General features: G+C 67.7%; 23 protein-coding genes and 1 tRNA gene. 21 read left to right on the top strand and 3 right to left on the bottom strand.

The features are described from left to right. The 9 genes from E3O65_RS17045 to xerD all read left to right on the top strand — a co-directional run. On the top strand, positions 1-1,373 hold a 1,373-nt coding region (locus tag E3O65_RS17045; RefSeq protein WP_241988654.1), incomplete at its 5' end, for a relaxase family protein. After that, complete coding sequence (locus tag E3O65_RS01670; protein ID WP_134362019.1) at positions 1,348-2,379, top strand: HAD-IIA family hydrolase; 1,032 nt, start codon at positions 1,348-1,350, stop codon at positions 2,377-2,379. The genes E3O65_RS17045 and E3O65_RS01670, both read left to right, overlap by 26 nt. A 10-nt stretch (positions 2,380-2,389) precedes the next feature. Further along, complete coding sequence (locus tag E3O65_RS16535; protein WP_166785612.1) at positions 2,390-2,560, top strand: hypothetical protein; 171 nt, start codon at positions 2,390-2,392, stop codon at positions 2,558-2,560. A gap of 62 nt (positions 2,561-2,622) precedes the next feature. After that, positions 2,623-3,429, top strand: coding sequence for a TlyA family RNA methyltransferase (locus E3O65_RS01665; protein WP_134362029.1), 807 nt, complete (start codon positions 2,623-2,625; stop codon positions 3,427-3,429). Next, complete coding sequence (locus E3O65_RS01660; RefSeq protein WP_134362018.1) at positions 3,426-4,343, top strand: NAD kinase; 918 nt, start codon at positions 3,426-3,428, stop codon at positions 4,341-4,343. Before E3O65_RS01665 ends, E3O65_RS01660 begins: the two co-directional genes overlap by 4 nt. A gap of 39 nt (positions 4,344-4,382) precedes the next feature. Continuing rightward, complete coding sequence (gene recN / locus E3O65_RS01655; protein WP_134362017.1) at positions 4,383-6,080, top strand: DNA repair protein RecN; 1,698 nt, start codon at positions 4,383-4,385, stop codon at positions 6,078-6,080. 11 nt (positions 6,081-6,091) lie between these two features. Further along, on the top strand, positions 6,092-7,813 hold the full coding sequence (locus E3O65_RS01650; RefSeq protein ID WP_134362016.1) for a CTP synthase: 1,722 nt from the start codon (positions 6,092-6,094) through the stop codon (positions 7,811-7,813). 3 nt (positions 7,814-7,816) lie between these two features. Further along, positions 7,817-8,494 (top strand): NUDIX domain-containing protein, encoded by a 678-nt coding sequence (locus tag E3O65_RS01645; RefSeq protein ID WP_422386393.1) that lies wholly within the window; start codon positions 7,817-7,819, stop codon positions 8,492-8,494. Between the two features lie 79 nt (positions 8,495-8,573). After that, entirely contained in the window at positions 8,574-9,569 is a 996-nt protein-coding gene (xerD, locus tag E3O65_RS01640) for a site-specific tyrosine recombinase XerD (RefSeq protein ID WP_134362015.1), read from the top strand. Positions 9,570-10,635: 1,066 nt separating this feature from the next. Here xerD and E3O65_RS01635 read toward each other — a convergent pair. After that, positions 10,636-11,343 carry a PIG-L family deacetylase gene (locus tag E3O65_RS01635; RefSeq protein ID WP_241988653.1) on the bottom strand — a complete coding sequence of 236 codons (708 nt, stop codon included), beginning with the start codon at positions 11,341-11,343 and terminating at the stop codon, positions 10,636-10,638. A gap of 32 nt (positions 11,344-11,375) precedes the next feature. Then, a complete protein-coding gene (locus E3O65_RS01630; protein WP_241985821.1) occupies positions 11,376-12,638 on the bottom strand; it encodes a glycosyltransferase in 1,263 nt (420 codons plus the stop codon). Positions 12,639-12,866: 228 nt separating this feature from the next. Here E3O65_RS01630 and E3O65_RS01625 point away from each other — a divergent pair, with 228 nt between their 5' ends. The 9 genes from E3O65_RS01625 to E3O65_RS01585 all read left to right on the top strand — a co-directional run bounded on the left by E3O65_RS01625 (position 12,867) and on the right by E3O65_RS01585 (position 23,389). After that, positions 12,867-13,754: a ParA family protein gene (locus E3O65_RS01625; protein ID WP_241985823.1), complete on the top strand. Its 888-nt coding sequence runs from the start codon at positions 12,867-12,869 to the stop codon at positions 13,752-13,754. Continuing rightward, on the top strand, positions 13,738-14,547 hold the full coding sequence (locus E3O65_RS01620) for a segregation and condensation protein A (protein ID WP_134362012.1): 810 nt from the start codon (positions 13,738-13,740) through the stop codon (positions 14,545-14,547). The genes E3O65_RS01625 and E3O65_RS01620 overlap by 17 nt, the downstream gene beginning before the upstream one ends. Next, entirely contained in the window at positions 14,537-15,097 is a 561-nt protein-coding gene (scpB, locus tag E3O65_RS01615) for an SMC-Scp complex subunit ScpB (RefSeq protein ID WP_134362011.1), read from the top strand. Before E3O65_RS01620 ends, scpB begins: the two co-directional genes overlap by 11 nt. Continuing rightward, a complete protein-coding gene (locus E3O65_RS01610) occupies positions 15,094-15,891 on the top strand; it encodes a pseudouridine synthase (protein WP_134362010.1) in 798 nt (265 codons plus the stop codon). Before scpB ends, E3O65_RS01610 begins: the two co-directional genes overlap by 4 nt. A 14-nt stretch (positions 15,892-15,905) precedes the next feature. Then, complete coding sequence (locus tag E3O65_RS01605) at positions 15,906-16,988, top strand: prephenate dehydrogenase (protein WP_134362009.1); 1,083 nt, start codon at positions 15,906-15,908, stop codon at positions 16,986-16,988. A gap of 2 nt (positions 16,989-16,990) precedes the next feature. Then, complete coding sequence (gene cmk, locus E3O65_RS01600; RefSeq protein WP_134362008.1) at positions 16,991-17,677, top strand: (d)CMP kinase; 687 nt, start codon at positions 16,991-16,993, stop codon at positions 17,675-17,677. After that, positions 17,674-19,191: a ribosome biogenesis GTPase Der gene (gene der, locus E3O65_RS01595; protein ID WP_134362007.1), complete on the top strand. Its 1,518-nt coding sequence runs from the start codon at positions 17,674-17,676 to the stop codon at positions 19,189-19,191. Before cmk ends, der begins: the two co-directional genes overlap by 4 nt. 296 nt (positions 19,192-19,487) lie before the next feature. Next, the gene (locus E3O65_RS01590) at positions 19,488-21,806 is read left to right on the top strand and encodes a glycosyltransferase family 2 protein (RefSeq protein WP_134362006.1); all 2,319 of its coding nucleotides are present in this window, start codon (positions 19,488-19,490) and stop codon (positions 21,804-21,806) included. Next, positions 21,803-23,389, top strand: coding sequence for a chitinase (locus E3O65_RS01585; RefSeq protein WP_198411715.1), 1,587 nt, complete (start codon positions 21,803-21,805; stop codon positions 23,387-23,389). Before E3O65_RS01590 ends, E3O65_RS01585 begins: the two co-directional genes overlap by 4 nt. Positions 23,390-23,451: 62 nt before the next feature. Here E3O65_RS01585 and E3O65_RS01580 read toward each other — a convergent pair whose 3' ends face one another. Continuing rightward, the gene (locus E3O65_RS01580) at positions 23,452-23,898 is read right to left on the bottom strand and encodes a hypothetical protein (protein ID WP_134362005.1); all 447 of its coding nucleotides are present in this window, start codon (positions 23,896-23,898) and stop codon (positions 23,452-23,454) included. A gap of 249 nt (positions 23,899-24,147) precedes the next feature. Here E3O65_RS01580 and E3O65_RS01575 point away from each other — a divergent pair. The 3 genes from E3O65_RS01575 (at position 24,148) to E3O65_RS01565 (ending at position 25,859) form a co-directional block, all read left to right on the top strand. Continuing rightward, positions 24,148-24,224 (top strand) — tRNA-Pro (locus E3O65_RS01575). A gap of 177 nt (positions 24,225-24,401) precedes the next feature. Continuing rightward, positions 24,402-24,665, top strand: a complete 264-nt coding sequence (locus tag E3O65_RS01570) for a helix-turn-helix domain-containing protein (protein WP_241985820.1) — start codon at positions 24,402-24,404, stop codon at positions 24,663-24,665. Positions 24,666-24,686: 21 nt separating this feature from the next. Then, positions 24,687-25,859 carry a tyrosine-type recombinase/integrase gene (locus tag E3O65_RS01565; protein ID WP_241985819.1) on the top strand — a complete coding sequence of 391 codons (1,173 nt, stop codon included), beginning with the start codon at positions 24,687-24,689 and terminating at the stop codon, positions 25,857-25,859. The last annotated feature ends 380 nt before the right edge of the window (positions 25,860-26,239 follow it).

The following is a 26,239-nucleotide window of genomic DNA, read 5'->3' as shown; positions in this document are numbered from 1 at the left end:
GTAAGCCGTGGGCTAAGGATGGCGAGCGTCCTCCGTACCGTGGTAACTCCGACCGTCCTTCGACTGGTGGGGGCGACCGTAAGCCGTGGGCTAAGGATGGCGAGCGTCCTCCGTACCGTGGTAACTCCGACCGTCCCTCCACTGGTGGAGAGCGAGCCCCCTACCGGGGCAATTCCGATCGCCCGCAGCGTGATGGCGAGCGTCCTCCGTACCGTGGCAATTCCGACCGTCCCTCGACTGGTGGAGGTGACCGTAAGCCGTGGGCCAAGGATGGCGCCCGCCCCGAACGCAGCGACCGCCCGCAGCAGAGCGGGGATAAGCCCTGGACCCAGCGCGGCGGTTCGCCGAACCGTGCCGGCGCTCCACGCGGAGACGCAGGCAAGAAACTGTGGACCCGTGAGGGTGCCCCGGCCCGCGGTGACCGCGATGCCCGTGTCGTCGAAGAGGAGATGACCGAAGAGCAGCGCATGCAGCGTGAGTTGCGTTCGGTGCGCCCCCGTCACGACGACCCGGAGCTGCCGGACGACGTCACGTCGCAGGACCTTGACCGGATTGCCCGCAACGAACTCAAGACCCTCAGCAAAGACAACGCAGAGGCCGTCGGTCGTCACTTGGCCATGGCTGCCCGCGTCATCGACGAGGACCCCGAGCTGGCTCACCGCCACGTCATGAGCGCCGCGCGTCGCGCCGGCCGGATCGCCGTGGTGCGCGAGAGCCTCGCCATCACCGCCTACGCCACGGGCGATTTCGCCCTGGCACTGCGCGAACTGCGCACCTACCGCCGCATCTCCGGTTCCAACGATCAGCTCGCGCTGATGGTGGACAGTGAGCGTGGCGTGGGCCGCCCTGACCGGGCGCTCGAGCTAGGACGCTCCGTCGAGCGTGGCTCGCTGCCGGCATCCGTTCAGGTTGCCCTGGCGATCGCCATGTCCGGCGCCCGTCTGGACCTCGGTGAGACCGAGGCTGCCCTCAGCGAACTCGAGATCCCGCAGCTGAACCCGAAGACCGCGTTTTCCTACAGCGCCGAGTTGTTCGCCGCCTATGCCGAGGTTCTCGGCGAGCTGGGCCGCGAGGACGAAGCTGACCTGTGGAACGAGCGGGCCGAACGGGCCGACGCCGCAGTGTCGGGCGAGACGGCATTCGACGAGACCATGGAGATCCTCGAAATCGACGAGGAAGAATCTGACGAGGACGAGGACGAGGACGAGGACGAGGACGAGGACGGGTCTGACGACGACGCGACTGACGTCTCCGACAACGAGTCGGCCGACGACACTGACGATTCGTCTGACGTCACCGTCACCGCCACCGACACCGACGACTTCACCGACGACGAGGCGGAGCACGATGCTGAGGCGTCGCCGCGTGCGTGAGCCGGTCACCCCGCTCACCGGCGTTGACATCGTGTTGGCCGACCTGGACGGCGTGGTGTACGCCGGCCCGGCGGCCATCCCGTTCGCGGTCGAGAGCCTGAACCGCGCGGCTGAAACCGTGCGGGTCGGCTACCTGACCAACAACGCGTCCCGCACCGACCAGTCCGTGGCGGACCACCTCTCCGAGTTGGGTCTGCACACCGTGGCGACGGATGTCGTGACCTCACCTCAGGCCGCCGTGCACCTGCTTGCGAACGAGGTGCCGGCCGGCTCGCGCATCCTCGTGATCGGCGGCGAAGGCTTGCTGACCGAGGTCGAGAAGGGTGGCTTTGTCGTCACCCGCTCGGCCGACGACGCTCCGGCCGCCGTGATCCAGGGCTTCTCGCCCGACCTTGGTTGGAAGGACCTGGCGGAGGCCGCGTTCGCTCTGCACCCGAACGCGGACGGCGTGGAAATCCCGTGGATCGCCACGAACACCGACTGGACCATCCCCGTGGCGCGGGGGATCGCGCCCGGCAACGGCACGCTCGTCTCGGCCGTGCACATCGCCGTCGGACGCCTGCCCATCGTGGCGGGCAAGCCCGAGGTGGCCATCTTCACCGAGGCTGTGACCCGGTTCGGCGCCCAGACGCCCCTGTTCATCGGCGACCGCCTCGACACTGACATCCTGGGCGCCAACCGGGCCGGCATCCCGTCCGCCCTCGTTCTCACGGGCATCGACAAGGCAAAGCAGACCCTCGCCGCCGACGCCAAGTCGCGGCCGACGTTCATTCTCGACGACCTGCGCCAACTGCATGAGCCCTACCCGGAGACGGTGTTCTCCAAGGACGGTTCCTCCGCCACGGTCAGCGGGGCGACGGTGGGCATCGTGGGCGCCGATGTCACGATCGTGGCCGAGGGCGACGGGGCCATCAACCTGCTGCGCGCCGCGTGCGCCGTGATCTGGGCATCCGGTCGACCCATCTACGGGCTGAATGTTCCGGAGCGACTGTATCTCGGACGGTAACGTGGAGAGGGTGAATCAGCCCCACGTGACGACGGACGACGTAACCCAGGATCTTTCCTTGCGGCTGGCCGCGATTGAGGACCGGCCCCTCGAGGAGCGCGCCGCCGCCTACGTGCAGGAGCACGACGGGTTGCAGGGTCATCTCGAAAACGGAGACGTGCCCCGGATGGTCCACTCATGACGGATTCCGGCGGCACCCCGCTGCACGACCCCAGCGCCGATCCCAGCGTGACCGGCGACCGGATGCCGGACCAGCGCCTCGACTCGGCCCTCGCCGAGCGCGGGCTGGCCCGGTCCCGCACTGTCGCCGCCCAGCTGATCGTGGCCGGGCTGGTCACGGTCGACGGCGCGCCCGTGGTGAAGGCGTCCGCCAAGGTGCGTGACACCCAGTTGATCGCGGTGGCGGCCACCGACCACTACGTCAGTCGCGGCGCGCACAAGCTCATCGCCGCCCTCGATGCGTTCCAGATTCCGGCCCAGGGCCGCACGGTGCTCGACGCCGGCGCGTCCACCGGCGGATTCAGCCAGGTGCTGCTCGAACGCGGCGCGGGCCAGGTCATCGCGGTCGACGTGGGACACGGACAGCTGGCCCCCCAGCTGGCGAGCGAGCCGCGGCTCGTGCTCGTCGAGGGGTTCAACCTGCGCTACGCCACGGCCGATAAGATCGCTGCGGCCTCTGGCGTTCCGCAGCGGGCGGAGCTGGTCGTGGGTGACCTCTCCTTCATCTCGCTGACGACCGTTCTGCCGGCCCTCGTCGCGACCGCCGCCGAGGGCGCTGACTTCGTGCTGCTGATCAAGCCGCAATTCGAGGTCGGGAAGGGCAGCATCCGAGAAGGGGTCGTGCACGATCCCGGCCTGCGGGCCGACGCGATCGCCGGCGTGCTCTGGGCAGCCTGGGACCTCGGCCTCAAGACGAACGGCCTGATCGCGTCGCCGATTGCCGGCGGCGCCGGAAACCGTGAATACCTGTGCTGGCTGTCGAGCGCGGTTGGCAGCAATCCGACAGAATGGATTGAACGCACGACAGCACTGGTGGGAGTGACGAAATGAGCGCACCGCGCAACATCCTCGTCGTCGCGCACACCGGCCGCACGGATTCCCTCGAAGCCGCCGTCACCGTCTGCCAGCAGCTGCTCGCCGCCGGGGCCGTACCGGTGCTGGCCCGCACCGAGCGAGCTGACCTGGTCGCGCACTGCCCTGACCTCGACGATCAGCTCGCGATCCTGCACGAGACCGTCGCCACCACCGAACTCGAACTCGTGATCGTGCTCGGCGGGGACGGCACCATCCTGCGCGCCGCCGAGGTCGTGCGCGGCTGCTCCGCTCCACTGCTCGGCATCAACCTCGGCCACGTCGGGTTCCTCGCCGAGAGCGAGCGCGACGACCTGAGTGAGGCCGTGCGCCGCGCCCTGCTGCGCGACTACCTGGTCGAGGAACGCATGGCCCTGGCCGTGCGGGTCAAGCTCGGCGACGCGGTCATCTACGAGACCTGGGCTCTGAACGAAGCCACTGTCGAGAAATCCAGCCGCGAGCGGATGCTCGAAGTCGTCATCGAGGTCGACGGCCGCCCGCTCTCCTCCTTCGGTTGCGACGGCGTCGTCATGTCCACCCCGACGGGATCCACCGCGTACGCGTTCTCGGGCGGCGGGCCGATCGTCTGGCCGACGCTCGACGCGCTACTGCTCGTTCCGCTGAGCGCCCACGCCCTCTTTGCCCGCCCGCTCGTCGTGGGCCCCGATTCCTCGCTGGCCGTGGAGGTTCTCGCCCGCACCGGCGGGGCCGCGGTGCTCTGCGCCGACGGTCGTCGTGTGCACGACCTGCCGCCCGGATCGCGCGTGGTCGTGCGCCGCTCGCCCGTCCCCGTGCGCCTGGCGCGCCTGCACAGCGGCCCGTTCACCGACCGTCTGGTCAACAAGTTCCACCTGCCCGTCACTGGCTGGAGAGGTCCGGCCGGGCGTGAATAGGAGCACCGTGAATAGGCGCTCCGTGAATAGGTGCTCTGCATGATCGAGGAACTCGTCATCCGCGACCTCGGTGTCATTGCCGAGGCCACCCTGCCCCTCGGTCCCGGCTTCACCGCCGTGACGGGCGAGACTGGAGCCGGCAAGACCATGGTGGTCACCGCGCTTGGCCTGCTGCTCGGAGAGCGCGCCGATCCCGGCCTGGTTCGCCAGGGGCAGCCGAAGAGTTCGGTCGAGGGCCGCTGGGTGATCCCCGTCGACGGCGCTGTCGCCGGCCGCGTGCGCGACGCCGGGGGAGACCTCGACGGCCCGGAACTCATCCTCAGCCGCTCGGTGTCCGCGGAGGGCCGCAGCCGGGCCGTGGTCGGCGGACGCAGCGCCCCCGCCAGCGTGCTCAGCGACCTCGGCGGCGACCTCGTGGTTGTGCACGGCCAGTCCGACCAGATTCGGCTGCGGTCATCCGTCGCCCAGCGCGCTGCGCTCGACCGGTTCGCGGGGCCGCCGCTGGCCGAGACCCTCACCGTGTTCCAGGACGCGTACCACCGCTGGCAGGGCCATCAGGCCGACCTCGACCGGCTCGTCGACGAGCAGGACCAGCGCACCCGCGAGGCCGTTGAGCTGCGCGCCGCCATCGATGAGATCGAACTCGTCGCCCCGCAGCGCGGCGAAGACGAGGCGCTCAGCGAACGCGCCGAACGCCTCGGAAACCTCGAGGAGCTGCGCGTGGCCGCCGCCCAGGCCAGGGAGTTCCTCTCCGCCGAGGAGAACCCCGACGACCTGCCCGACGCGGTGGCCCTGCTCGAGTCCGCCCGGCGTCAGCTCGAACGGGCCGGCGAGCACGACCCGGCCCTGCCGCCCCTCGCCGAAGCCCTCGCAAACGCCGGTTTCCTGGTCGCCGACATCGCCGCGCAGCTTTCCAGCTACCTGGCCGGACTCGACGCCGACGGAGCCCGCGAACTCGAGGTTGTGCAAGAGCGCCGTGCCGACCTCACCGCATTGGCCCGCAAGTACGCCGGCGGCATCGACGAGGCCGTCGACTTCCTCGACACCGGCAGTGCCCGACTTCTCGAACTCGACAGCGACTCCGACCGCATCGACACGCTGCGGGTCGAGACGGATGCCGCGCGCCAGTCGACCGACGACCTCGCCGACCGGCTCACCGGCATCCGTCGCGCGGCCGCGGAGGCCCTCGGAGCGGCCGTGACCGCCGAGCTGGCGGCCCTGGCCATGCCGAACGCGTCGCTGCTGGTGGAGGTCGACGGCCGCGCCGAGATCACCGTCACCGGGCGCGACGCCGTGAAAATCCTGCTGCGTCCGCACGCGGGTGCCGAGCCGCGCAGCCTGGCGCGTGGGGCATCCGGTGGCGAACTGTCCCGGGTGATGCTCGCGATCGAGGTCGTCATCAACCAGGCTGACCCTGTGCCGACGTTCGTCTTCGACGAGGTTGACGCGGGCGTGGGTGGTGCGGCGGCCATCGAGATCGGCCGTCGGCTCGCCCGCCTCGCCGAAACCGCCCAGGTCATCGTGGTCACCCACCTCGCCCAGGTTGCCGCGTTCGCCGGCAACCACCTCAGCGTCGTCAAGGACAGTGACGGCTCCGTCACCGCCAGCAGCGTGCGCCAGCTGCACGGCGACGAGCGCGCCGCCGAAATGGCCAGACTCCTCTCCGGTCTGCCCGATTCCGCGAGCGGACTCGAACACGCCCGGGAGCTCATGAACCTCGCCCGCACCAACCGTTAGGTCAGCCCGCAATGCTAGAGTCGAAGCCCGTGGTGGAAAATAAAAGCACGGACGAATCAGTACGCAACGACACGACGAAGCACATCTTTGTAACCGGTGGTGTCGTCTCTTCTCTTGGGAAGGGCCTGACGGCCGCAAGCCTCGGCAATCTCCTGACAGCCAGCGGTCTCCGCGTTGTCATGCAGAAGCTCGACCCCTATCTCAACGTGGACCCGGGCACGATGAACCCGTTCCAGCACGGCGAGGTCTTCGTCACCGACGACGGTGCCGAGACCGACCTGGACATCGGGCACTACGAGCGGTTCCTCGACATCAACCTCAGCCAGGCCGCGAACGTCACGACCGGCCAGGTCTACTCCCAGGTGATCGCCAAGGAACGTCGTGGCGAATACCTCGGCGACACCGTGCAGGTCATCCCGCACATCACCGACGAGATCAAGCGTCGCATGCGCCTGCAGGCCAGTGACGAGCTGCGCCCCGACGTGATCATCTCCGAGATCGGCGGCACCGTCGGCGACATCGAGTCGCAGCCGTTCCTCGAAGCCGCCCGCCAGGTGCGCCACGAACTCGGTCGCAACAATGTGTTCTTCGTGCACGTGTCGCTGGTGCCGTTCATGGCCGCCGCGGGGGAGCAGAAGACCAAGCCCACCCAGCACTCGGTCGCCGCCCTGCGTTCCATCGGCATCCAGCCGGATGCGCTCGTGCTGCGCAGCGACCGGCCCGTCTCCGACTCGAACAAGCGCAAGATCGCGCTCATGTGCGACGTGGACGAAGACGCTGTGGTCAACGCCGTCGACGTGCCCAGCATCTACGAGATCCCCACCATGTTGCACGACCAGGGTCTCGACAAGTACATCACCGACCACCTCGGCCTGCCCGTCACCAGCGTGGACTGGACCGGCTGGCAGAAGGTGCTCGACGCTGTGCGCGAACCCCAGCACACCGTCACGATCGGCCTGGTCGGCAAGTACATCGACCTGCCCGACGCCTATCTGTCGGTCACCGAGGCGCTGCGCGCCGGCGGTTTCGCCAACCAGACCAAGGTCAACGTCTCTTGGATCGCCTCCGACGACTGCGAGACCGAGGAGGGTGCCACACGCCTTCTCAGCGAACTCGACGGCATCTGCGTTCCCGGCGGCTTCGGCGTGCGCGGCATCGAGGGCAAGCTCGGCGCCCTCAAATTCGCGCGTGAGAACGGCATTCCCGTGCTCGGCCTGTGCCTCGGTCTGCAGTGCATGGTGATCGAATACGCCCGCAACAGGGCCGGCCTCACCGGCGCATCCTCGTCGGAGTTCGACGAGGAGACCGAGTTCCCCGTGATCGCGACCATGGAAGAGCAGGTTGAGATCATCGCCGGTGGCGATCTGGGCGGCACCATGCGCCTGGGCCTCTACCCGGCTGCCCTCGCCGAGGGTTCCATCGTCGCCGAGCTCTACGGCGCCCCCGAGGCGTCTGAGCGTCACCGTCACCGCTACGAGGTCAACAACGCGTTCCGCTCTCAGATCGCGGATGCCGGCATGTGGTTCTCCGGAACCTCACCCGATCGCCACCTGGTCGAGTACGTCGAGCTCAAGCGCGAGGAGCACCCGTTCTACGTGGGCACGCAGGCTCACCCGGAGCTGCGCAGCCGGCCCAGCCACGCGCATCCGTTGTTCCGTGGCCTGATCGGCGCGGCCCTGGATCGCCAACAGGCCAGCCGTCTGTTCGAGGTCGAAGCCAAGGAAGAAGCCTGAGTCGTGACCGATACTCACGTGACCGCCGAAAAGTCTGGCCAATCGGCGTCAGCCCTGCTGGCGGATGAGCCCGCTTTCGCGCCCGTCACGTCCAGCGCGATCGTGTTCGACGGCGCGGTCTGGGATGTGCGCCGGGACACCTTCGGCTACAACGGCGTCGGCGTCGTGCGGGAGTACCTGGACCATCCGGGCGCCGTGGCGATCCTCGCGCTCGACGCGCAGGACCGCGTCCTGCTGATCAAGCAGTACCGGCACCCCGTGCGTGTGCGCGATTGGGAGCTGCCCGCCGGGCTGCTCGACCAAGACGGCGAACACCCGCTCGTCGGAGCGCAACGGGAGCTGGCCGAAGAGGCCGACCTCGTGGCCGCAGAGTGGAACATGCTCGGCGAGTTCTACACCTCCCCCGGCGGCAGTAGCGAGGTCATCCGGATCTACCTGGCCCGCGGTCTCACCGTGGCGAAGGAGGTGTTCGAACGCACCGACGAGGAAGCCGACATCGAGGTGCGCTGGGTGCCGCTGGATGACTGCGTCGACGCCGTGCTCGCCAGCCGGGTGCAGAACCCTTCTCTGGTGATCGGTGCGCTGGCCGCCCAGGCTGCCCGCGCCCGCGGGTGGAGCACGCTCGGGGCAGCGGATGCGCCGTGGCCGCGGCATCCGGTCAATTGGGACCACACGGTGTGACCGGTTGGCCTCGCCCATCGATGTGAGCGGTTCCGGCCACGGTGCGCCTGATGCTGCCGATGGTGGGGCAACTCCTGCCATGGGCAGCGACGGGGCGAGCGTACCGGCGTCGCGGGACGCGGCAGGTGCGGCCGTTGCTGCGGCCGTGGACTCGTATCTCCGGCATGTGGCGATCGAACGCGGCCTGAGCACGAACACAGTGTCTGCCTACCGGCGGGACTTGGCGATCTACAGCCGGTGGCTGGCGGACGCGCAACTGACCGGTCTGGCCGATGTCACCAGTCGGCACATCTCCGACTACGTACGGTTCCTGGGCTCCCGGGAGGAGTCGCCGTTGACCGCGGCGTCGATCGCGCGCATCCTCTCGACCGTTCGTGGGTTCCACCGGTTCCTGCTCGAGGAGGGCGTGGTCGAAGCGGATGTCGCGCACGAGTCGAAGCCGCCGAAGCTCGGCACCCGGCTGCCCAAGGCCATCTCGATCGAGCAGGTCACCCGGCTGCTGGCGGCGACGGACGGTGACGAGGTGGCGAACCTGCGCGACAAGGCGCTTCTTGAGCTGCTCTACGCTACGGGCGCCCGCGTCTCCGAGGTGGTCAACCTCAATGTGGATGACGTGCTCGACCCCGAGGTTGTGCGCCTCACCGGCAAGGGCAGCAAGCAGCGCATCGTGCCCGTCGGCAGTTACGCGCGCGCTGCCATTGACACCTTCCTCGTGCGGGGGAGACCCCTGCTCTCCGCCCGCGGACCGGCGACGCCGGCCCTGTTCCTGGGTCTGCGCGGCAAGCGGCTGAGCCGGCAGAACGCGTGGCTGATCATCCGGGCCGCCGCCGAAAGAGCCGGACTCGAAGGGCACGTGTCGCCGCACACGCTGCGGCACTCGTTCGCCACGCACCTGCTCGAGGGTGGAGCCGATGTGCGTGTGGTGCAGGAGTTGCTCGGCCACTCCTCGGTGGCCACCACCCAGATCTACACCCTCGTCACGGCCGACACCCTCCGCGACATGTACACGACGGCGCACCCCCGAGCACGGGTGTCCCGCCCTGCGCCGGTGGTTGAGCCGCCCGCCGCTATGTGAGCCGGCGCCTGGTTGAACCGGTGTTTTGCTCTGCGAATCCGGTGTTCTGTTCCGCGAATCCGGTGCTCGGCTCTGCTCTGCGAACCCGGTGGTTGAGCCTGTCGAATCCGGTGTTCTGCTTCGCGAATCGGGGCCCTGGTCATTCGTCTTTGTCGCTAACTGCGGAGTTTTTCGCGACACGCCGTTGGGCCGGGCACCGAAAGCGGCGTGTTGCGGTTTTCTCCTCAGTTGCGTGATGCGGATGCCGCCAGTCGGGTTTGCCCGCGGCGGCGGCTCCCGGTGCGGTGGTTGAGCCTGTCGAATTCGGTGTTCTGCTTCCCGAATCCGGGCCCTCGTCATTCGTGTTTGTCGCTAACTGCGGATTTTTTCGCGACACGCCGTTGGGCCGGGCACCGAACGCGGCGTGTTGCGGTTTTCTCCTCAGTTGCGTGGTGCGGATGCCGCCAGTCGGCTTCGCCCGCGGCGGCGGCTTCCGTTGCGGTGGTTGCGCCTGTCGAATGCGGTGGTTGAGCGTGTCGAATCCGGTGTTCTGCTTCGCGAATCCGGGCCCTGGTCATTCGTGTTTGTCGCTAACTGCGGAGTTTTTCGCGACATGCCGTTGGGCCGGGTACCGAACGCGGCGTGTTGCGGTTTTCTCCTCAGTTGCGTGATGCGGATGCCGCCAGTGGGCTTTGCCCGCGGCGGCGGCTTCCGTTGCGGTGGTTGAGCCTGTCGAATGCGGTGCTCTGGCTTCCAAACCCAGCTACTTGCTCCTGTTCCGGACAACTGTTGCCCGTGTACTGGCAACAGTTGTCCGGAACGAGAGCGATTGCGGCCAGGTCGGTCGGCCTCCGAGCTGCCGCCCCAGCGCCCACCGCTTCAGCGCCCCAGCACACACCGCCCATCGCCCACCGCCGCACCGCCCATCGCCCACCGCCGCAGCACACATCGCCCACCGCCGCAGTACACATCGCCCACCGCTTCAGCACACATCGCCCACCGCCCCAGCGCCCACCGCTTCACCGCCCCAGCACACACCGCTTCACCGCCCCATCGCCCACCGCCGCTGCACACAGCGCCCACCGCTTCAGCGCGAGAGCGCGCGCAGCCCGACAGCAGTGCTGATCGGCTCACGCTGCCCGCCGGAGTGCACGATGTGCGTGCCGTCAACGGTGAGCTGACTGGCGTGGCAGCGCAGGGCGGCGGTCACCACAGCGAGGTGCCGGTCGAGGGTGAACCACTCGGTGCCAGCGCCCGGCTGGTGCACGACCTCGGCGAACGCCACCCCCACCGCGCGACTAGCCGCCAGCGCCGCCTCGTGCATGCGAACGTGATCCGGATGCCCGTACCCGCCGCCGTTGTCATAGCTGATCACCAGCGCCGGGCGAAGCTCCTCGATCACAGCGGCCACATCCGCCGTCACCTCACCGAGCGGCGCGCGCACCAGGGCGTCGTCGTCGATGTCGTCGGCCGGCCCGGCCAGCCCCGGGCGAATCCAGGTCATGCCCGAGTCCCGGTAAACGCGCGGCGACAAGCCTGCACCCCGCGCGGGCGGCATACCCAGCCAGAACCGATCTGCGGAACCGATACCGAGGGCCGATGCGGCACCGGCGAGCTCGCGTTCGCGTTCGTGAGTGAGCGCATCCGTGCCCTCGAGCACCGACAGCGGCCCGGACACGACCTCGCCCTGCTCGCCGCGTGTGGCGGTGAGCAGCGATACTCGGATGCCCCGGGCCGCCAATTCCGCGATCAACGCACCCGTCGCGATTGTTTCGTCATCGGGGTGAGCGTGCACGCATAGAACCGTGGAAACCCCGTTGAGCAGGCTCACGCGCGCAGCAGTGACGGGCGGCGGTCGCCGGCTCCCGGGTGCGCGAGCGAGCGGTAGACCGTCACGAGGCCGTCGGCCGACCGTGGCCAATCCAGATGCTCTGCCCGCTCCCGCGCGGCCAGCGACAGGCGCCGGGCGAACGCGGGGTTCGAGAGGATCTGAGTGAGCGCTCCGGCCCACACCTTCGGGTCGCGTGAGTCCAGTACCACGCCGGTGTCGCCGTCGAGCACCGCTTCGCGCAGTCCGCCGGCCGCCGCGGCAACCACGGGCACGCCGCTCGCGGCAGCTTCGAGCGCCACGAGTCCATACGTCTCGGAGTGCGAGGGCACGAGCACAACCCGGGCGCCGCTGAGCAGCAGAGCCAGGTCCACCCGGGACTGCGGCCCCACGAACCGCACGTTGCGCTCGATCCCGTGCCGGGCGGCGAGGGCCCGCAACTCGTCGATGTAGCCGTCGTAGTCGGCCGACGCGTCGCCGGCGATCACGAGTTCGGGCCGGATCGCCTCTGGCACGGCTGCGATCGCCTCAATCGCCAAGTCGAGGCCCTTCAGTGGCTGCAGGCGCCCGGCGACAACGGCGTAGCCGCGAATGTCCAGAGGCCCTGCCGACGCGTAGTCCCGCGGCTCGACGGGCACCAGGTCCGTCGGTCGGAACAGGATCCCGTCTACTCCGGGCAGCACGATCGTGATGCGCTCTGGCGAACCGCCTAGCCGCTGAACGATGGTGTCGGCCTCAGCCTCGCTGATGGCGATCAGGGCGTCCGACTCCTGGGCGAGCCATTCCTCGCCGGCCATCCGCCCGGGGGACTCGGGACGCTCGCCCGCCGACAGCGGCGTCGACGGGTCGGCCGCAATGCTGTGGAAGCTCTGCACGTGCGGGGTACCGCGGCGGCGTGCCAGCGGCAGCGCCGCCATGCCCGAGAACCAGTGGTGCGAGTGGATGACGTCGTAGGGTCCGAGGGCATCCATCTGCAGCCGGAAGGCCTCGATGAAATGCTCGTGGTCGCCCTTGGGCACGGGACGGGCCGGTCCGGCGTCGAGGAAGCGGAGCGTCACCCCGGGACTCAGCTGCACGGTTTCCGACACGGGGGAGGACCGGCGGGTGAGGATCTCGACGTGGTGGCCGGCGGCGGCGAGCGCCTCGGCCTGGTGGCGCACGACGACGTTCATGCCGCCGGCATCGCCCGATCCGGGCTCAGCGCCCGGCGAAGTGTGCAGGCAGACGAGCGCGATCCGTAGGGGCGTAAATAGGTGAGGCACTCGAAAATCTTAACTCAAGAGCCTGTGACCTGCTCCGTTCCGCTCATTCCACCGGATGAGATCCCTGACACACGCCCCATCCGTGACCGCAAAACGACCCGTCACAGCCAATCCCCGCCGGATTCACGCGGTAGACCTGCGGTTTTCGGCGATCCGTGCCGCAATATGCCCGATCCGATCGCTACAGTGGAGACAGTGACAGGTGTAAGACGGATCGAGGACATCTCAGTGGCGCGCAAGCAAGATGACCGGACGCGACTCCCCGGTTTTGACGAGGTACCGGTCGGTGCGACGGGTCGCCCGAAACGTGACTTCGACGAGCCCCCGGTTCTGCCCAGCCACGGCCCGGCGCGCATCATCTCGCTGTGCAACCAGAAGGGTGGCGTCGGCAAGACGACGACCACCATCAACCTGGGTGCCGCTCTCGCCGGCTACGGCCGCCGCGTGCTGGCCATCGACTTCGATCCGCAGGGTGCCCTCTCTGCCGGTCTCGGTGTGCCCACCCACGACGTCACGACCATCTACGACCTGCTGCTGAGCGGCTCGGTCAACCCCTCCGACGCCATCCAGAAGACCTCGGTCGAGAACCTCGACATCATCCCGGCGAACATCGACCTGTCTGCCGCGGAGGTGCACCTCGTGAACGAGGTTGCCCGCGAGCAGATCCTGGCCCGCGTGCTGCGCAAGGTCTCCGGCGACTACGACGTCATCCTGATCGACTGCCAGCCGTCGCTGGGCATCCTCACCGTCAATGCCCTCACCGCCAGCCACGGCGTGCTCATCCCACTCGAGTGCGAGTTCTTCGCCCTGCGCGGTGTGGCGCTGCTGATCGAGACCATCGACAAGGTGCGCGACCGGCTCAACCCGGCCATCGAACTCGACGGCATCCTGGCCACCATGTTCGACTCCCGCACGCTGCACTCCCGTGAGGTGCTGGAGCGGGTCGTGGACGCGTTCGGCGACAGCGTGCTCGAAACGGTCATCGGCCGCACCGTCAAGTTCCCCGACGCGAGCGTCGCCGGCATCCCGATCACCGAGTTCGCGCCCGAGCACGCGGCGGCCAAGGCCTACAAGCAGGCGGCGCGGGAACTGATCCAGCGTGGCGCCGTCGCCTGACGCGGCCGCACCGAAGTCGTTTTCGGTTGCCCTCGGCAACTTCGAGGGACCGTTCGACCTGCTCCTGTCCCTGATCGGCAAGCACGAACTCGACATCACCGAGATCTCCCTGAGCCGCGTCACTGACGAATTCATCGCCTACCTGCGCGGCCTCGACCAGGACGAGGAGCTCGACCAGGCCACCGAGTTCCTGGTGGTGGCGGCCACCCTGCTCGACCTCAAGGTCGTGGGGCTGCTGCCGCAGGGTGAGCTCGTCGACGCGGAAGACGTGGCCCTGCTCGAAGCCCGCGACCTGCTGTTCGCCCGGCTGCTGCAGTACCGCGCCTTCAAGAGTGCGAGCAGCTGGTTCCAGGGCCGGCTCGACACCGAGTCCACCCGGCACGTGCGGGCGGTGCGGTTGGAGGAGAAGTTCCGCCGGCAGACACCCGAACTGGTCTGGACTCTCTCCCTCGGCGACTTCGCCGCCATGGCCGCCCTCGCCCTCACCCCGCGCGAGCTGCCCCGAGTGGGGCTCGAGCACCTGCATGCGCCGCTGGTCAGCATCCGAGAGCAGGCTGCCTACGTGGTGCGGATGCTGCGGGCCGGCAACACCCTCACGTTCCGCGAACTCATCGTCGGTGCCGAGGAGAAGGGCGTCGTGATCGCCCGTTTCCTGGCCGTTCTCGAGCTGTACCGCCTCGATGCCCTCTCTTTCGACCAACTCGTGCCACTTGGCGACCTCAGCCTGCGCTGGAGTGCCGAGAACTGGTCGGACGACACCCTCGCCAACCTCGGAGCCGACTATGAACAGTGAAGCAACGCTCGAACGCACCCTCGAGGCGATCCTGATGGTCGCCGACGAGCCGCAGGGACTGCTGCAACTCGCCGCTGCGGTCGACGCCACGCTGGCCGAGGTGCGGGCATCCGTCGCCCGGCTCGTGGCCGACTTCGACGGCCTCGACGGCACCGTGCGCCGCGGCTTCGAACTGCGCGAGGTGGCCGGCGGCTGGCGCATTTACGTGCGGCCCGAACACGACGTGACGGTCGCCGACTTCGTGGTGACGCAGAACCCCAGCCGACTTTCGCAGGCGGCCCTGGAGACCCTCGCCGTGATCGCCTACAAACAACCGATCAGTCGCGGGGCTGTAGCCTCGATTCGTGCCGTTAATGTGGATTCGGTCGTGCGCACGCTGCTCGGCCGCGGTCTGATCACCGAAGCGTTCACCGACAGTGAGACCGGTGCGATCAATTACGGCACCACAGACCTTCTGCTAGCCCAGCTCGGAATCAACTCTCTCGACGAGTTGCCCTACCTATCGCCGTTGCTCAACGACGGCGCGAACGGATTTGAGGAACTGCCATGACTAACGACAATCAGGGGATTCAGGGGACACCCACCAACCCCGAGGCCGCCGCCGACGGCGTGCGCCTGCAGAAGGTCATGGCCTCCGCGGGCGTCGCCTCCCGTCGCGTGTCCGAAGAGATGATCGCCGCCGGCCGCGTGCGCGTGAACGGCAAGGTCGTCACGGAACTGGGCCGCCGCATCCACCCGGACTCCGACCTGATCATGGTTGACAACGTGGCCGTGCAGCTGGACACCAGCCGCCGCTATGTGATGTTGAACAAGCCCGTCGGCGTTGTCTCGTCGATGCAGGACGAGAGCGGACGCCCCGACCTGCGCGAGTTCACCGACCAGTTCGAGGAGCGCCTGTTCAACGTGGGCCGCCTCGACGCCATGACCAGCGGCCTGCTGATCCTGACCAACGACGGCGATCTCGCGCATGTGCTCGCGCATCCGTCGTTCGGGGTCTTGAAGACCTATATCGCCAAGGTCGAGGGCCGGGTGTCGGCGCAGACCATCCAGCTGCTGCAGAGCGGCATCGAGCTCGACGACGGCCCCATCTCCGCCGACAAGGCCCGCATCCTGGCCAGTCCTCCCGGCGACGGCTTCAGCCTGGTCGAACTCACCCTGCACTCCGGCCGCAATCGCATCGTGCGCCGCATGATGGAGGCCGTCGGTCACCCCGTCGTCGACCTTGTGCGCCGCCAGTTCGGCCCGCTGCACCTCGGCACGCTGCGCGTGGGCGACGTGCGCGACCTCACCAAGGCGGAACTCGGCCAGTTGCTTACGGTGTCGCGGGCCGAGACCAAGATCTAGTCCGGGAGCTACACGTGGTTGAATCTCGCCTGATCGGGCCCGTGCGCGTCGTGGGGGCCGGCCTGCTGGGCTCCAGCATCGGTCTGGGCCTCTGCGCGCGCGGCATCGATGTCATCCTCGCCGATGCGTCGCCGACCAACCTCAGCATCGCCGTCGACTACGGCGCAGGCCGGCCGTCTCGCCCGGGCGACCTGCCCCAGCTGATCGTGGTCTGCGTGCCGCCCGACGTGACGGCCGAGATCGTCGCGCGTGAGCTGGCAGCGTTCCCGCAGGCGATCGTGACGGATGTCGCGAGCGTCAAGCTGGCTCCGCTGCAGGAACTGCGCGCGATGGGGGCCGACGTGTCCCGCTACATCGGCGGTCACCCGCTGGCCGGCCGCGAACGTGGGGGACCGCTCTCCGGCCGCGCCGACCTGTTCGTCGGCCGCCCCTGGGTGGTCGCAGCGCACGACGCGATCAGCTACCAGCAGGCCACCGCGATCGACGACCTCATCCTCGACCTGGGCGCGACCCTGGTGGAGATGAGCCCCGAGGAGCACGATCGCGGCGTCGCGCTCATCTCCCACGTTCCCCAGGTCGTCTCCACGATCATGGCCCGCCGGTTGTCGGATGCCCCCGGCTCGGCCCTGAATCTCGCCGGACAGGGTCTGCGCGACGTGACCCGTGTCGCCGCGAGTGACCCTGACCTGTGGGTGCAGATCCTCGGCGCGAACGCCGAACCCGTGCGCGACATCCTTCTGGCCTACCGCGACGACCTCGACCGGTTTATCGACGCTCTCGCCGACCCGGCCGCGCCCGGCGCAAGGCGCAAGGTGGCCGAGGAACTCGCCGGCGGCAACGCCGGGGTGGCCCGACTGCCCGGCAAGCACGGTCAGGACCGCCGCTACGCCTCGTTCATCGTGATGATCGACGACCGGCCCGGCCAGATCGCCAAGCTGCTGAACGAGATCGGCGAGCTCGACGTGAACATGGAAGACCTGCGCCTGGAGCACTCTCCGGGTGCCCAAATCGGCCTGGCCGAAATTTCTGTACTCCCTGAGGCCGTTGCACGCCTCACCGAAGAGCTGGCCGCCCGCGGCTGGCGGATTGCTGGTTAATCATGGGTCGTCACTCCAGCCCCCACATCGTCGCGATCGACGGGCCTGCCGGAAGCGGCAAGTCCAGTGTCAGCCGCGCCGCCGCCCGCCGCATCGGATTCGACTACCTCGACACGGGTGCCGCCTACCGGGCCTTCGCCTGGTTCGTCAGCGATCGGGGGATCGACCCGAACGATGTCGACGCCGTCGTGGCCGCCCTGGGCGACTTCGACTACTCCATCGGCATCGCGCCCGACGAGCACTGTGTGCGGGTCGGCGAAACGGATGTCACCGACGCGATCCGCGATCCCGCCGTCTCCGCAATGGTGAGTTCCGTGGCCCGCATCCCGGAGGTGCGCACGCACCTCACGGAGCTGTTCCGCAGCATCGCGGCGAGCTCCAAGCGCACCGGAATCGTGATCGAAGGCCGGGACATCACCACCGTGGTGGCCCCCACCGCGGAGATCCGTATACTGCTCACGGCTTCCGAGGAGGCTAGAATGGCTAGGCGCTCTGCGGAAATATCGACCCAATCGGCTGAAACCGTGGCGGAACAGATGCGATCGAGGGATCGCGCTGACTCACAGGTAGTCGAATTCATGAGCGCCGCAGACGGTGTGACCACCGTCGACTCCACCCATCTCGACTTCGAACAGACCATTGACGCGGTTCTCGACGTCATCAATACATACCGCGAGGCCATCGCATGACCAACAACAACGACTTCGACGACACGATCCCCGACCTCGACACCGAGCTGGTAACGCGCTTGGACGACCTCGATGACGACTTGGTGACGCAACGCGCCGCCGCGCTTCGCACCGGGCTCAATGAGTACGATCTCGCCGACGAGGACTTCGACGTTCTCGATACGGTGACGGAAGACCCCGACGCCATCCAGTACCTGCCGGCCTTGCCGGTCATCGCCATCGTCGGCCGCCCGAACGTAGGCAAGTCGGCGCTCGTGAACCGCATCCTCGGTCGCCGCGAGGCCGTCGTGGAGGACACCCCCGGGGTGACCCGCGACCGCGTGACCTACAAGGGTGAATGGCACGAACGCCGCTTCAGCCTCGTTGACACCGGCGGCTGGGAGCCCGACGCCAAGGGCATCGACGCCTCCGTCGCCGCCCAGGCCGAACTGGCCATCGAACTCTGCGACGTCGTCATGTTCGTCGTCGACGCCAACGTGGGTCCCACCTCCACCGATGAGGCCGTGGTGCGTCTGCTGCGCAAGGCCGGCAAGCCGGTCTTCCTGGTGGCCAACAAGGTCGACGACATTCGCCAGGAGCCGGAGGCAGCGAGCCTTTGGGCGCTCGGCCTCGGCCAGCCCTGGCCCGTCTCGGCCCTGCACGGCCGCGGCGTCGCCGACCTGCTTGACGCGATCCTCGAGGAACTCCCCGAGATCTCCGCCGTCGCCAAGCAAGAAGTCGGTGGACCGCGCCGCGTCGCGATCCTCGGCCGCCCGAACGTGGGCAAGTCGAGCCTTTTGAACAAGGTCGTCGGCGAGGAGCGCGTTGTTGTCAACGAGCTCGCCGGGACCACGCGCGACCCGGTCGACGAGCAGGTTGAGCTGGGAGGCCGGGTGTGGCGCTTTGTCGACACGGCCGGCATCCGTCGCCGCGTGCACCTCTCCCAGGGTGCCGACTTCTATGCCTCGCTGCGCACCAGCGCCGCCCTCGAAAAGGCCGAGGTGGCCGTGGTGCTGATCGACGTGACCGAGGTGATCAGCGAGCAGGACGTGCGCGTGATCGACCTGGTGCTCGAATCCGGCCGCGCGCTCGTGCTGGCGTTCAACAAGTGGGACCAGATCGACGACGACCGTCGCCGCTACCTCGAACGTGAGATCGAGCAGGATCTGGCGCACGTCTCCTGGGCCCCGCGCGTGAACATCTCGGCCAAGACCGGCCGCCACATGGAGAAGCTCGTTCCGGCTCTCGAGACCGCTCTTGAAGCCTGGGACACCCGCATCGCCACCGGCAAGTTCAACGCGTTCCTCGCCGAACTCGCCGCGTCGCACCCCCATCCCGTGCGCAGCGGCAAGCAGCCCCGCATCCTGTTCGGCACCCAGGCGTCGAGCCGCCCGCCGACCTTCGTCATCTTCACCACCGGGTTCCTCGACCCGGGCTACCGTCGCTACATCCAGCGTCGCCTGCGCGAGGTGTACGGCTTCGAGGGAAGCCCGATCAACATCAGCATGCGCGTGCGCGAGAAGCGCAAGCGCTAACCGGTCCGGCGACGAGCAGTCGCCCGGCGTAACGCGCCACCCACCACTGAAGACCCCGAACGGTTGCCGCAGGCTACCCCCGTTCGGGGTCTTTGTCATGTGCGCCAGGAATCGTAAATTTAACGGGTCGGTAGTTTTTCCCGCGAACACCCCAAGCCCGCTAGCCCGACGGCACTGGACCCGAAATCCGATCTGCCCGAAATCCCGTGGTGCCTCTCCGCCCACAACCCTGCCGGCTCACTGACCCGAAATCTGTGACCCGACCCGATCCCTGGCCCTAACCGAGGATTTTTATCATGCTCCCGAAGTCACTCACTTCGCCTGCCCGCAAACGTCAATTCGGTGCCGAACGCAGCACCAGACCACTCCCGATCGTGCACGACCGGCCCAGTGACGCCAAGATCACCTGGGGTCGGGTGGCCATCCTGGTCACTGTCCTTGCCTGGATCGTCTACCTCGTATACACGATCATCCGTGAGTTCCTGAACAACGGAACCCAGAGTTTCCGGTTCACGACCGAGGCCGTCTCCTACGTGGTCGTGGTCACGTTCCTCACCTTCTCCGCGCTGATGTACCTGATTGCGCGCCAGGGTGCCCTGCTCCGGTTCCGCGACCACGTGCGTGTGCCCCGCGCCGAGCTGGACAGCCACTTTGCCGTGAACCAGGGCTCGATGACCGTGCTCGTGCCCTCCTACAGCGAGGAGCCCGGCGTCGTGCGCGGCACCCTGTGGTCGGCCGCCCTGCAGGAGTACCCGTCGCTGCGCGTGGTGCTGCTCCTGGACGACCCGCCGCACCCCGCCGATCCGGCCGTCGCGGCGCAGCTCAAGGTGTCCCGGGCCATCGCCCAGGATATCGCCGACGCGCTCGAGGAGCCACGGGCCCGCTTCGCCGACGAACTGCTCATCTGCCAACTCGAGCTGGCCGCGAACCCGGAGGTGAGCGTCGAATCCGTGCGGGACCTCGCCGACAACTACCGCTGGGCCGCCGCCTGGCTCGACCACATGGCCGCCGCGGAGACCGTGGCCGACCACGTGGACACGTTCTTCGTGGAGCAGGTGCTCGGCGGGCTCGCCGCCGAGCTGGCCATCACCGCCACGGCCCTGCACGCCGCGGCCGATGAGTGCACGGCGCCCACCGGGCAGCGGATGCTGGAACTGCACCGCCGCCTGGTCTGGACATTCTCGGCCGAGATGGAGACCTTCGAGCGCAAGCGCTACGCATCCCTGTCTCACGAGGCCAACAAGGCCATGAACCTCAACGCCTATATCGGGTTGATGGGCGGCTCGTACCGACGCGAGGAGACCCCGGCCGGCACCGTGCTGCGGATGCTGACCGGCCGCGACGCCGCCGGCGCCGACTTCGTCGTGCCCGACAGCGACTACCTGCTCACCCTCGATGCCGACTCGCTGCTGCTGCGTGACTACTGCCTGCGCCTGGTCTATTTCCTCGAGCAGCCCGACAACGCCCGGGTCGCCGTGACGCAGACCCCGTACTCGTCGTTCCGGGGTGCGCCCACCCGCATCGAACGTCTGGCCGGGGCGACCACCGACATCCAGCACATCCTGCACCAGGGCATGTCGTTCTACGGCGCCGCCTTCTGGGTGGGAGCCAACGCCGTCATCCGCAAGCGCGCCATGGAAGACATCGTCGAGGTCGAGACCGTCGGCGGCTTCGAGGTGCGCCGCTACGTGCAGGACCGCACCGTGATTGAGGACACCGAGTCGAGTATCGACCTCGGCACCCACGGCTGGACACTGGCCAACTACCCCGAACGCCTCAGCTACAGTGCCACGCCGCCGGACTTCGGTTCGTTGGTCGTGCAGCGTCGACGCTGGGCCAACGGCGGGCTGCTCATCTTGCCCAAGCTGTGGCGTCAGCTGCGCGAGCGCAAGCGTCAGGGGCACCCCGTGCACCTGACCGAGCTGTTCCTGCGGATCAACTACATGACCTCGATCGCGTGGGCCAGCTTCGGCCTCGTGTTCCTGCTGGCCTACCCCTATGACAGCAAGTTGCTCAGCCCCGTCGTGGTGATCGCCGCGCTCCCGTACTTCCTGGCCATGGGCAGCGACCTGCGCTATTGCGGCTATAAGTTCACTGACATCTTCCGCATCTACGGGTTCAACCTGGTGTTGCTGCCGGTGAATCTCGCCGGTGTGCTCAAATCGCTCGCGCAGGCCCTGACGAGCAAGAAGATCCCCTTCGCCCGCACCCCGAAGGTGAAGAACCGCACCGCCGCGCCGCTCCTGTTCGTGCTGGCGCCCTACCTGATCGTCGCGTTCTCGGCGCTCACCCTGTGGCGTGACCTGCTCGCCGAGAACTGGGGCAACGCGGCCTTCGCGGCGTTCAACGCCGTGTTCGCGCTGACGGCCATCCTGGCCAACATCGGGCTGTGGAATTCCATCGTCGACGTGTGGCTGGGTCTGACCCAGTGGATGTTCGTGGATCGCAAGCCGCGGGCGTCGGCCGAGCACTCGGCTGCCGGGCAACCGGAGGCCGCGCTGGACTGGCGTGCGGTGATCTATCACGGGTGTGCGCCGGGCGAGGTTTCCTCGGGGGCGCGGTCGGCATCCGTCACCACCGGCGCCGACCTGCAGGCCGTTCGGAGCGGCTCATGAGCGTCGCCGAGACCGCGAAGGCGAACACGACCAATCGGTCGCGCCGGCTGTCCCCGCTGCGGGTGCTGGTGTCGATGGTGCTCGTGGCCGTGCTCAGCGTCAGTGGCTACTTCGGTTTCCAGCTGTGGAGCAGCGCGCAGGCCGCCGAGGCCTACGAGCCCTGGTTCGCCGGCTATACCGACATCACCGCCACCCCAGTCTTTAATTTCGAGACGCCCGACTCCGAGGCCGGCCGCGACGTGGTCTTGTCGTTCATCGTGGCTGACAAGACGGATGCCTGCACGCCCACCTGGGGCACCTACTACACGCTCGACGGAGCGGCGGAGGGTCTCGACCTCGACCGCCGTCTCGCCCGGGCCGAGCAGCTCGGCGGGCAGGTGGTGGTCTCGTTCGGCGGTTTGCTGAACGACGAACTGTCGACCGGCTGCACTGACCCGGCCGAGCTCGTCAGGGCCTACACCGAGGTGATCGACCGCTATGACGTGACCACGATCGACCTGGACATCGAGGGCGGCAACCTCACCGACACCGCCGCCGGTGAGCGTCGGGCTGCCGCCATGGCGACCCTGCAGGAGAAGCGCAGCGCGGCCGGCAAGAACCTGGCCGTGTGGCTCACCCTGCCTGTGTCCCCGGCCGGGATGACCGCCGACGGCGGGGCATCCGTCAGCCAGATGCTCGAGGCCGGTGTGGATCTGGCCGGCGTGAACCTGATGACGATGGACTACGGCGCGAGCCGGGCCGACGGCGTCAGCATGGCGGAGGCGTCGATTGCTGCCCTGCAGGCCGCGCACAACCAGCTGGGCGGGCTCTACAAGCTCGCCGGCACCGAACTCACCGCGGCCACGCTGTGGACGAAGATCGGCGCCACGCCGATGATCGGTCAGAACGACGTGGAGGGGGAGATCTTCAGCCTGGAGGATGCCGCCGAGTTCAGTGCGTTCGCGCAGGAGACCCGGATCGGGCGCATGTCACTGTGGTCGCTCAACCGGGATCAAACCTGTGGCTCGAACTACGTCGACCTCAAGCGCGTGTCGAACTCCTGCAGTGGCGTCGACCAGGGGGACACCCGGTTCGCCGACGTGCTCGCCACGGGCTTCGACGGGCGTCCCGAGGCAGGCGCGTCAACCAAGACGACGGATGAGGCGGACCTCATCGGTGACCTGACCGATGACCCGGAAACCAGCCCGTACCCGATCTGGACCGAGGAGTCGTCGTACCTCACCGAGACCAAGGTTGTCTGGCACCACAATGTGTACCAGGCCAAGTGGTGGACGCGCGGTGACCTGCCCGACAATCCCGTGCTGAACGCATGGGAGACGCCGTGGACGCTGCTCGGCCCGGTGCTGCCGGGGGAGAAGCCCTACACGGCGGCCACCCTGCCGGCCGACACCTTCCCCGCGTGGGACGGCGCAGCCGTCTACGAGAAGGGCGCCCGCATCCTGCTGGACGGAGTGCCCTACGAGGCCAAGTGGTGGAACCAGGCCGAGAGCCCCGAGGCTGCCTCTTCGAACCCCGACGGTTCGCCGTGGACCCCGCTCACCGCGACGGAGATCGCCAAGTTGACGGAAGACCTGCCTCAGTAGGCGAGCCCCGGTGCGAGCCTGTCGCGACCCGGTGACCCGGTCTCGACAGGCTCGCGTGCGGGTCAGCGAACGACGCTCTCTTCGAGTTCGCCCTGCTGCTTCTCTGTCGTCTCTGTCGTCTCGTGCTTCTCGCCGTCGACGCTCTCCGTGCCCGGCGCGTCGGTATCCGTCGCCGATGTCGCCGTCGGTTCCAGCTCGTCCTCGACGGCGTCAACTACGACGTTCTCGACGCTCGCCACCACAGCACCCCGCACCCGCACCTGTGAAGCCAGCGCCAGGATCATGCCGAGCACTCCCGCTCCGATCAAGATGCTCCCGAGCGTGCTGCCGGACTGAGCCGCAAAGTATCCGGCATAGTTCTGCGATGCCGAGGTGTAAAAGTCGGCCTGGGCGGCGTTCGACGAGCTCAGAACCAGCCACCCCACCAGAGTCACGATCACGCTGGCCAGCCATAGCACCACCAGGGCCAGGTTGAGTCTGGTCAGGATGCCTGCAGTTTTGTTCGCCATAATTCCTACTCTCTTGATGCGACCCGTTCGGCCGCTGCCACGGTACGTTCGCGACCTATGAGTCGGCTATGGACGCGCGCGGGATTGCCTGAACGCCACCTGCGCGACCCCGCTGAGCACTGCTTGAGCTGATTCGTCGTCGCGATTTCATCGCTGAGGCCCCATACTGTGCGCGAGTACTCTCCCGACGCGGTAGGCTATTCGAGTTGTCTCCTGTTGGTTCTGTTCGTCGGAATTGTACGGGAACGGCGGGCTGTGGCGCAGCTTGGTAGCGCACTTGACTGGGGGTCAAGGGGTCGCAGGTTCAAATCCTGTCAGCCCGACCAAATGTCCCGGAAACTCAAGGGTTTCCGGGACTTTTTTGGTTAAAGAATTGACTACCCCATCACAAACCCATCTTTTACTCCTCCCTGGAGCAGCTGAGACGGCCTTCCTATCCGAGGTGGCGGCGTCGTTTTCGGTCCAGCCCGGTCGTCCGGGATTGCGGTGCGCACCTTCTGGGTATGAGCATCCACGACGAATACCCAACCTCCTCCTCTACCCCCTCCACCGACGCCTGGGGCCTGGAACCCCTAATGGACATCAACGAGCTGGCGACCTACCTGGGCATACCGATCTCCACGGTCTACGACTGGCGCGTGCGGGGCAAAGGCCCGACGGCCTACCGATTCGGCAAGCATCTGAAATTCGCCATCTCCGATGTGCGGGCCTGGATTGCCGAGCAGCGGGAACCCTCCAGCCCGCCCCGGCGCACCGATCGGCGGTGAGCTGAGATGTCGCGGCCACGGTTGACGATTAGCACCTTCGGCGACATCACCATCCGGGTGGCGCCGTCCGGCCGGTTCGAGGCTCGGACCCGCTACCGGGACTGGGACGGCCAGACACGCCAGGTCCAAGCCACTGAAGACACCGCCCGGGCCGCGGAACGATCGCTGAAGAGCAAGCTCACGACGAGATACCTGCAGCAGCCGACGAACACGTCGCTGACGCCGGACAGCTCGTTCGAGGACTTGGCGACGTACTGGCTTGAGGACATCGACATGGAGAATCGAATCTCGAGGACGACCCGGAATCTGTACGAGCGCAACATGCGCACGCTCGTGCTCCCGGTGTTCCGCAGTCTCACGCTGCGTGAGATTGGTGTTGCTCGCTGCGATCACTTCATCAAGCAGTTGGCGAAGGTCTCCCACAGCCGGGCCAAGCAAGGTCGTGTCGTTCTGCGGCTGGCGCTTGAGTTGGCGGTGCGGCATGAGATTCTCCCGAGCAATCCGATGGACCACGTGTCCCGCCTGTACCGCGAGCCGCATCTACCCGATGCGCTCACGGCCCCGGAGGTGAATGTGATCCGCGCAGCGATCGCCCGGTGGGAGAGCGCCGTCAATCACATCTCCGGCCCCAAGCCCGACGGCCAGCTCGGCGCGATCATCGAGGTCATGCTCGGCACATCGGCCCGAATTGGAGAGGTGCTGGCCATCCGTCGCCGGGACATCGATATCACAAGCGCCATACCGTCCATCCGCCTGGCCGGCACGATTATCAGCCGCAACGGCGAGCAGACCTTCCGGCAGGACCACCCCAAAACCGCCAAGTCGCGCCGCGTCGTGGCACTACCCACGTTCACCGCCGACGCGGTTCGCCGGCGTCTTGCCAATGCCGGGAGCATGGGCCTAGATGATCTGCTGTTCCAATCCCGGGACGGCACGCCGCTGACCACCGCGAACGTGCGTCGTCAGTTGCGTCACGTGCTGGGGGGAGCGGGAATCGAGGGTGTGACCCCGCACATGTTCCGCCGAACAGTTGCGACTGCGGTCAACGCCAACGCCAACATCGAACTCGCCGCGGAGCTGCTCGGCCACACTGACACGAAGATCACGGTGCAGCACTACATCCAACGGAGCGAGCTGGTGAACCCGGCCACCGCGGCTCTCCTCGACCGGGCATTCGCAAGAGACGAGGAATAGAGGGCTGTCGCGACCGTCGAACCCCTCCATATTCTTCTTTCCCTACGAGGAACCCTCGGCGGTCGCTTCTCAGGTTCACCCGCGATAATCCGAACCATGGCGATCCCCGCTGTAGCCATTGTGTGCGCACTCGGCATCCCGGTGCCGATGCTGCTCGGACTCCTGCCAAGTCAGCGCAAGCGCCACGATTCGCGCCTCTGATCGGTCGAGCGGAGTGCCGGCATGTCGCCGCGCAATAAGGTAACCGCCTACGGGACGCTCCCGCAGAGCGGATTGCATTTACGGTAAGTGGTACATGGAATTGGGCTCTGGCTCTGGCTCTGGCTCTAGCTCTGGATCCAGCCACGTTGCCAGGACGCCTCTCGTGGCGATTAACGCCG

This window comes from Cryobacterium breve, assembly GCF_004402375.1.
GTDB lineage: Bacteria > Actinomycetota > Actinomycetes > Actinomycetales > Microbacteriaceae > Cryobacterium > Cryobacterium breve.
Note: the sequence above shows the minus strand (reverse complement) of the source record. Positions and strands in the feature narration are given on the sequence as shown.

What these genes read in the sequence shown, in the direction of transcription:
- E3O65_RS01670 (WP_134362019.1), top strand. Translation starts at nt 1,348, where the DNA reads ATGCTGAGGCGTCGCCGCGTGCGTGAGCCGGTCACCCCGCTCACCGGC.
- E3O65_RS01665 (WP_134362029.1), top strand. Translation starts at nt 2,623, where the DNA reads ATGCCGGACCAGCGCCTCGACTCGGCCCTCGCCGAGCGCGGGCTGGCC.
- E3O65_RS01660 (WP_134362018.1), top strand. Translation starts at nt 3,426, where the DNA reads ATGAGCGCACCGCGCAACATCCTCGTCGTCGCGCACACCGGCCGCACG.
- recN (WP_134362017.1), top strand. Translation starts at nt 4,383, where the DNA reads ATGATCGAGGAACTCGTCATCCGCGACCTCGGTGTCATTGCCGAGGCC.
- E3O65_RS01650 (WP_134362016.1), top strand. Translation starts at nt 6,092, where the DNA reads ATGCTAGAGTCGAAGCCCGTGGTGGAAAATAAAAGCACGGACGAATCA.
- xerD (WP_134362015.1), top strand. Translation starts at nt 8,574, where the DNA reads ATGGGCAGCGACGGGGCGAGCGTACCGGCGTCGCGGGACGCGGCAGGT.
- scpB (WP_134362011.1), top strand. Translation starts at nt 14,537, where the DNA reads ATGAACAGTGAAGCAACGCTCGAACGCACCCTCGAGGCGATCCTGATG.
- E3O65_RS01610 (WP_134362010.1), top strand. Translation starts at nt 15,094, where the DNA reads ATGACTAACGACAATCAGGGGATTCAGGGGACACCCACCAACCCCGAG.
- cmk (WP_134362008.1), top strand. Translation starts at nt 16,991, where the DNA reads ATGGGTCGTCACTCCAGCCCCCACATCGTCGCGATCGACGGGCCTGCC.
- der (WP_134362007.1), top strand. Translation starts at nt 17,674, where the DNA reads ATGACCAACAACAACGACTTCGACGACACGATCCCCGACCTCGACACC.
- E3O65_RS01590 (WP_134362006.1), top strand. Translation starts at nt 19,488, where the DNA reads ATGCTCCCGAAGTCACTCACTTCGCCTGCCCGCAAACGTCAATTCGGT.
- E3O65_RS01585 (WP_198411715.1), top strand. Translation starts at nt 21,803, where the DNA reads ATGAGCGTCGCCGAGACCGCGAAGGCGAACACGACCAATCGGTCGCGC.
- E3O65_RS01580 (WP_134362005.1), bottom strand. Translation starts at nt 23,898, where the DNA reads ATGGCGAACAAAACTGCAGGCATCCTGACCAGACTCAACCTGGCCCTG.
- E3O65_RS01570 (WP_241985820.1), top strand. Translation starts at nt 24,402, where the DNA reads ATGAGCATCCACGACGAATACCCAACCTCCTCCTCTACCCCCTCCACC.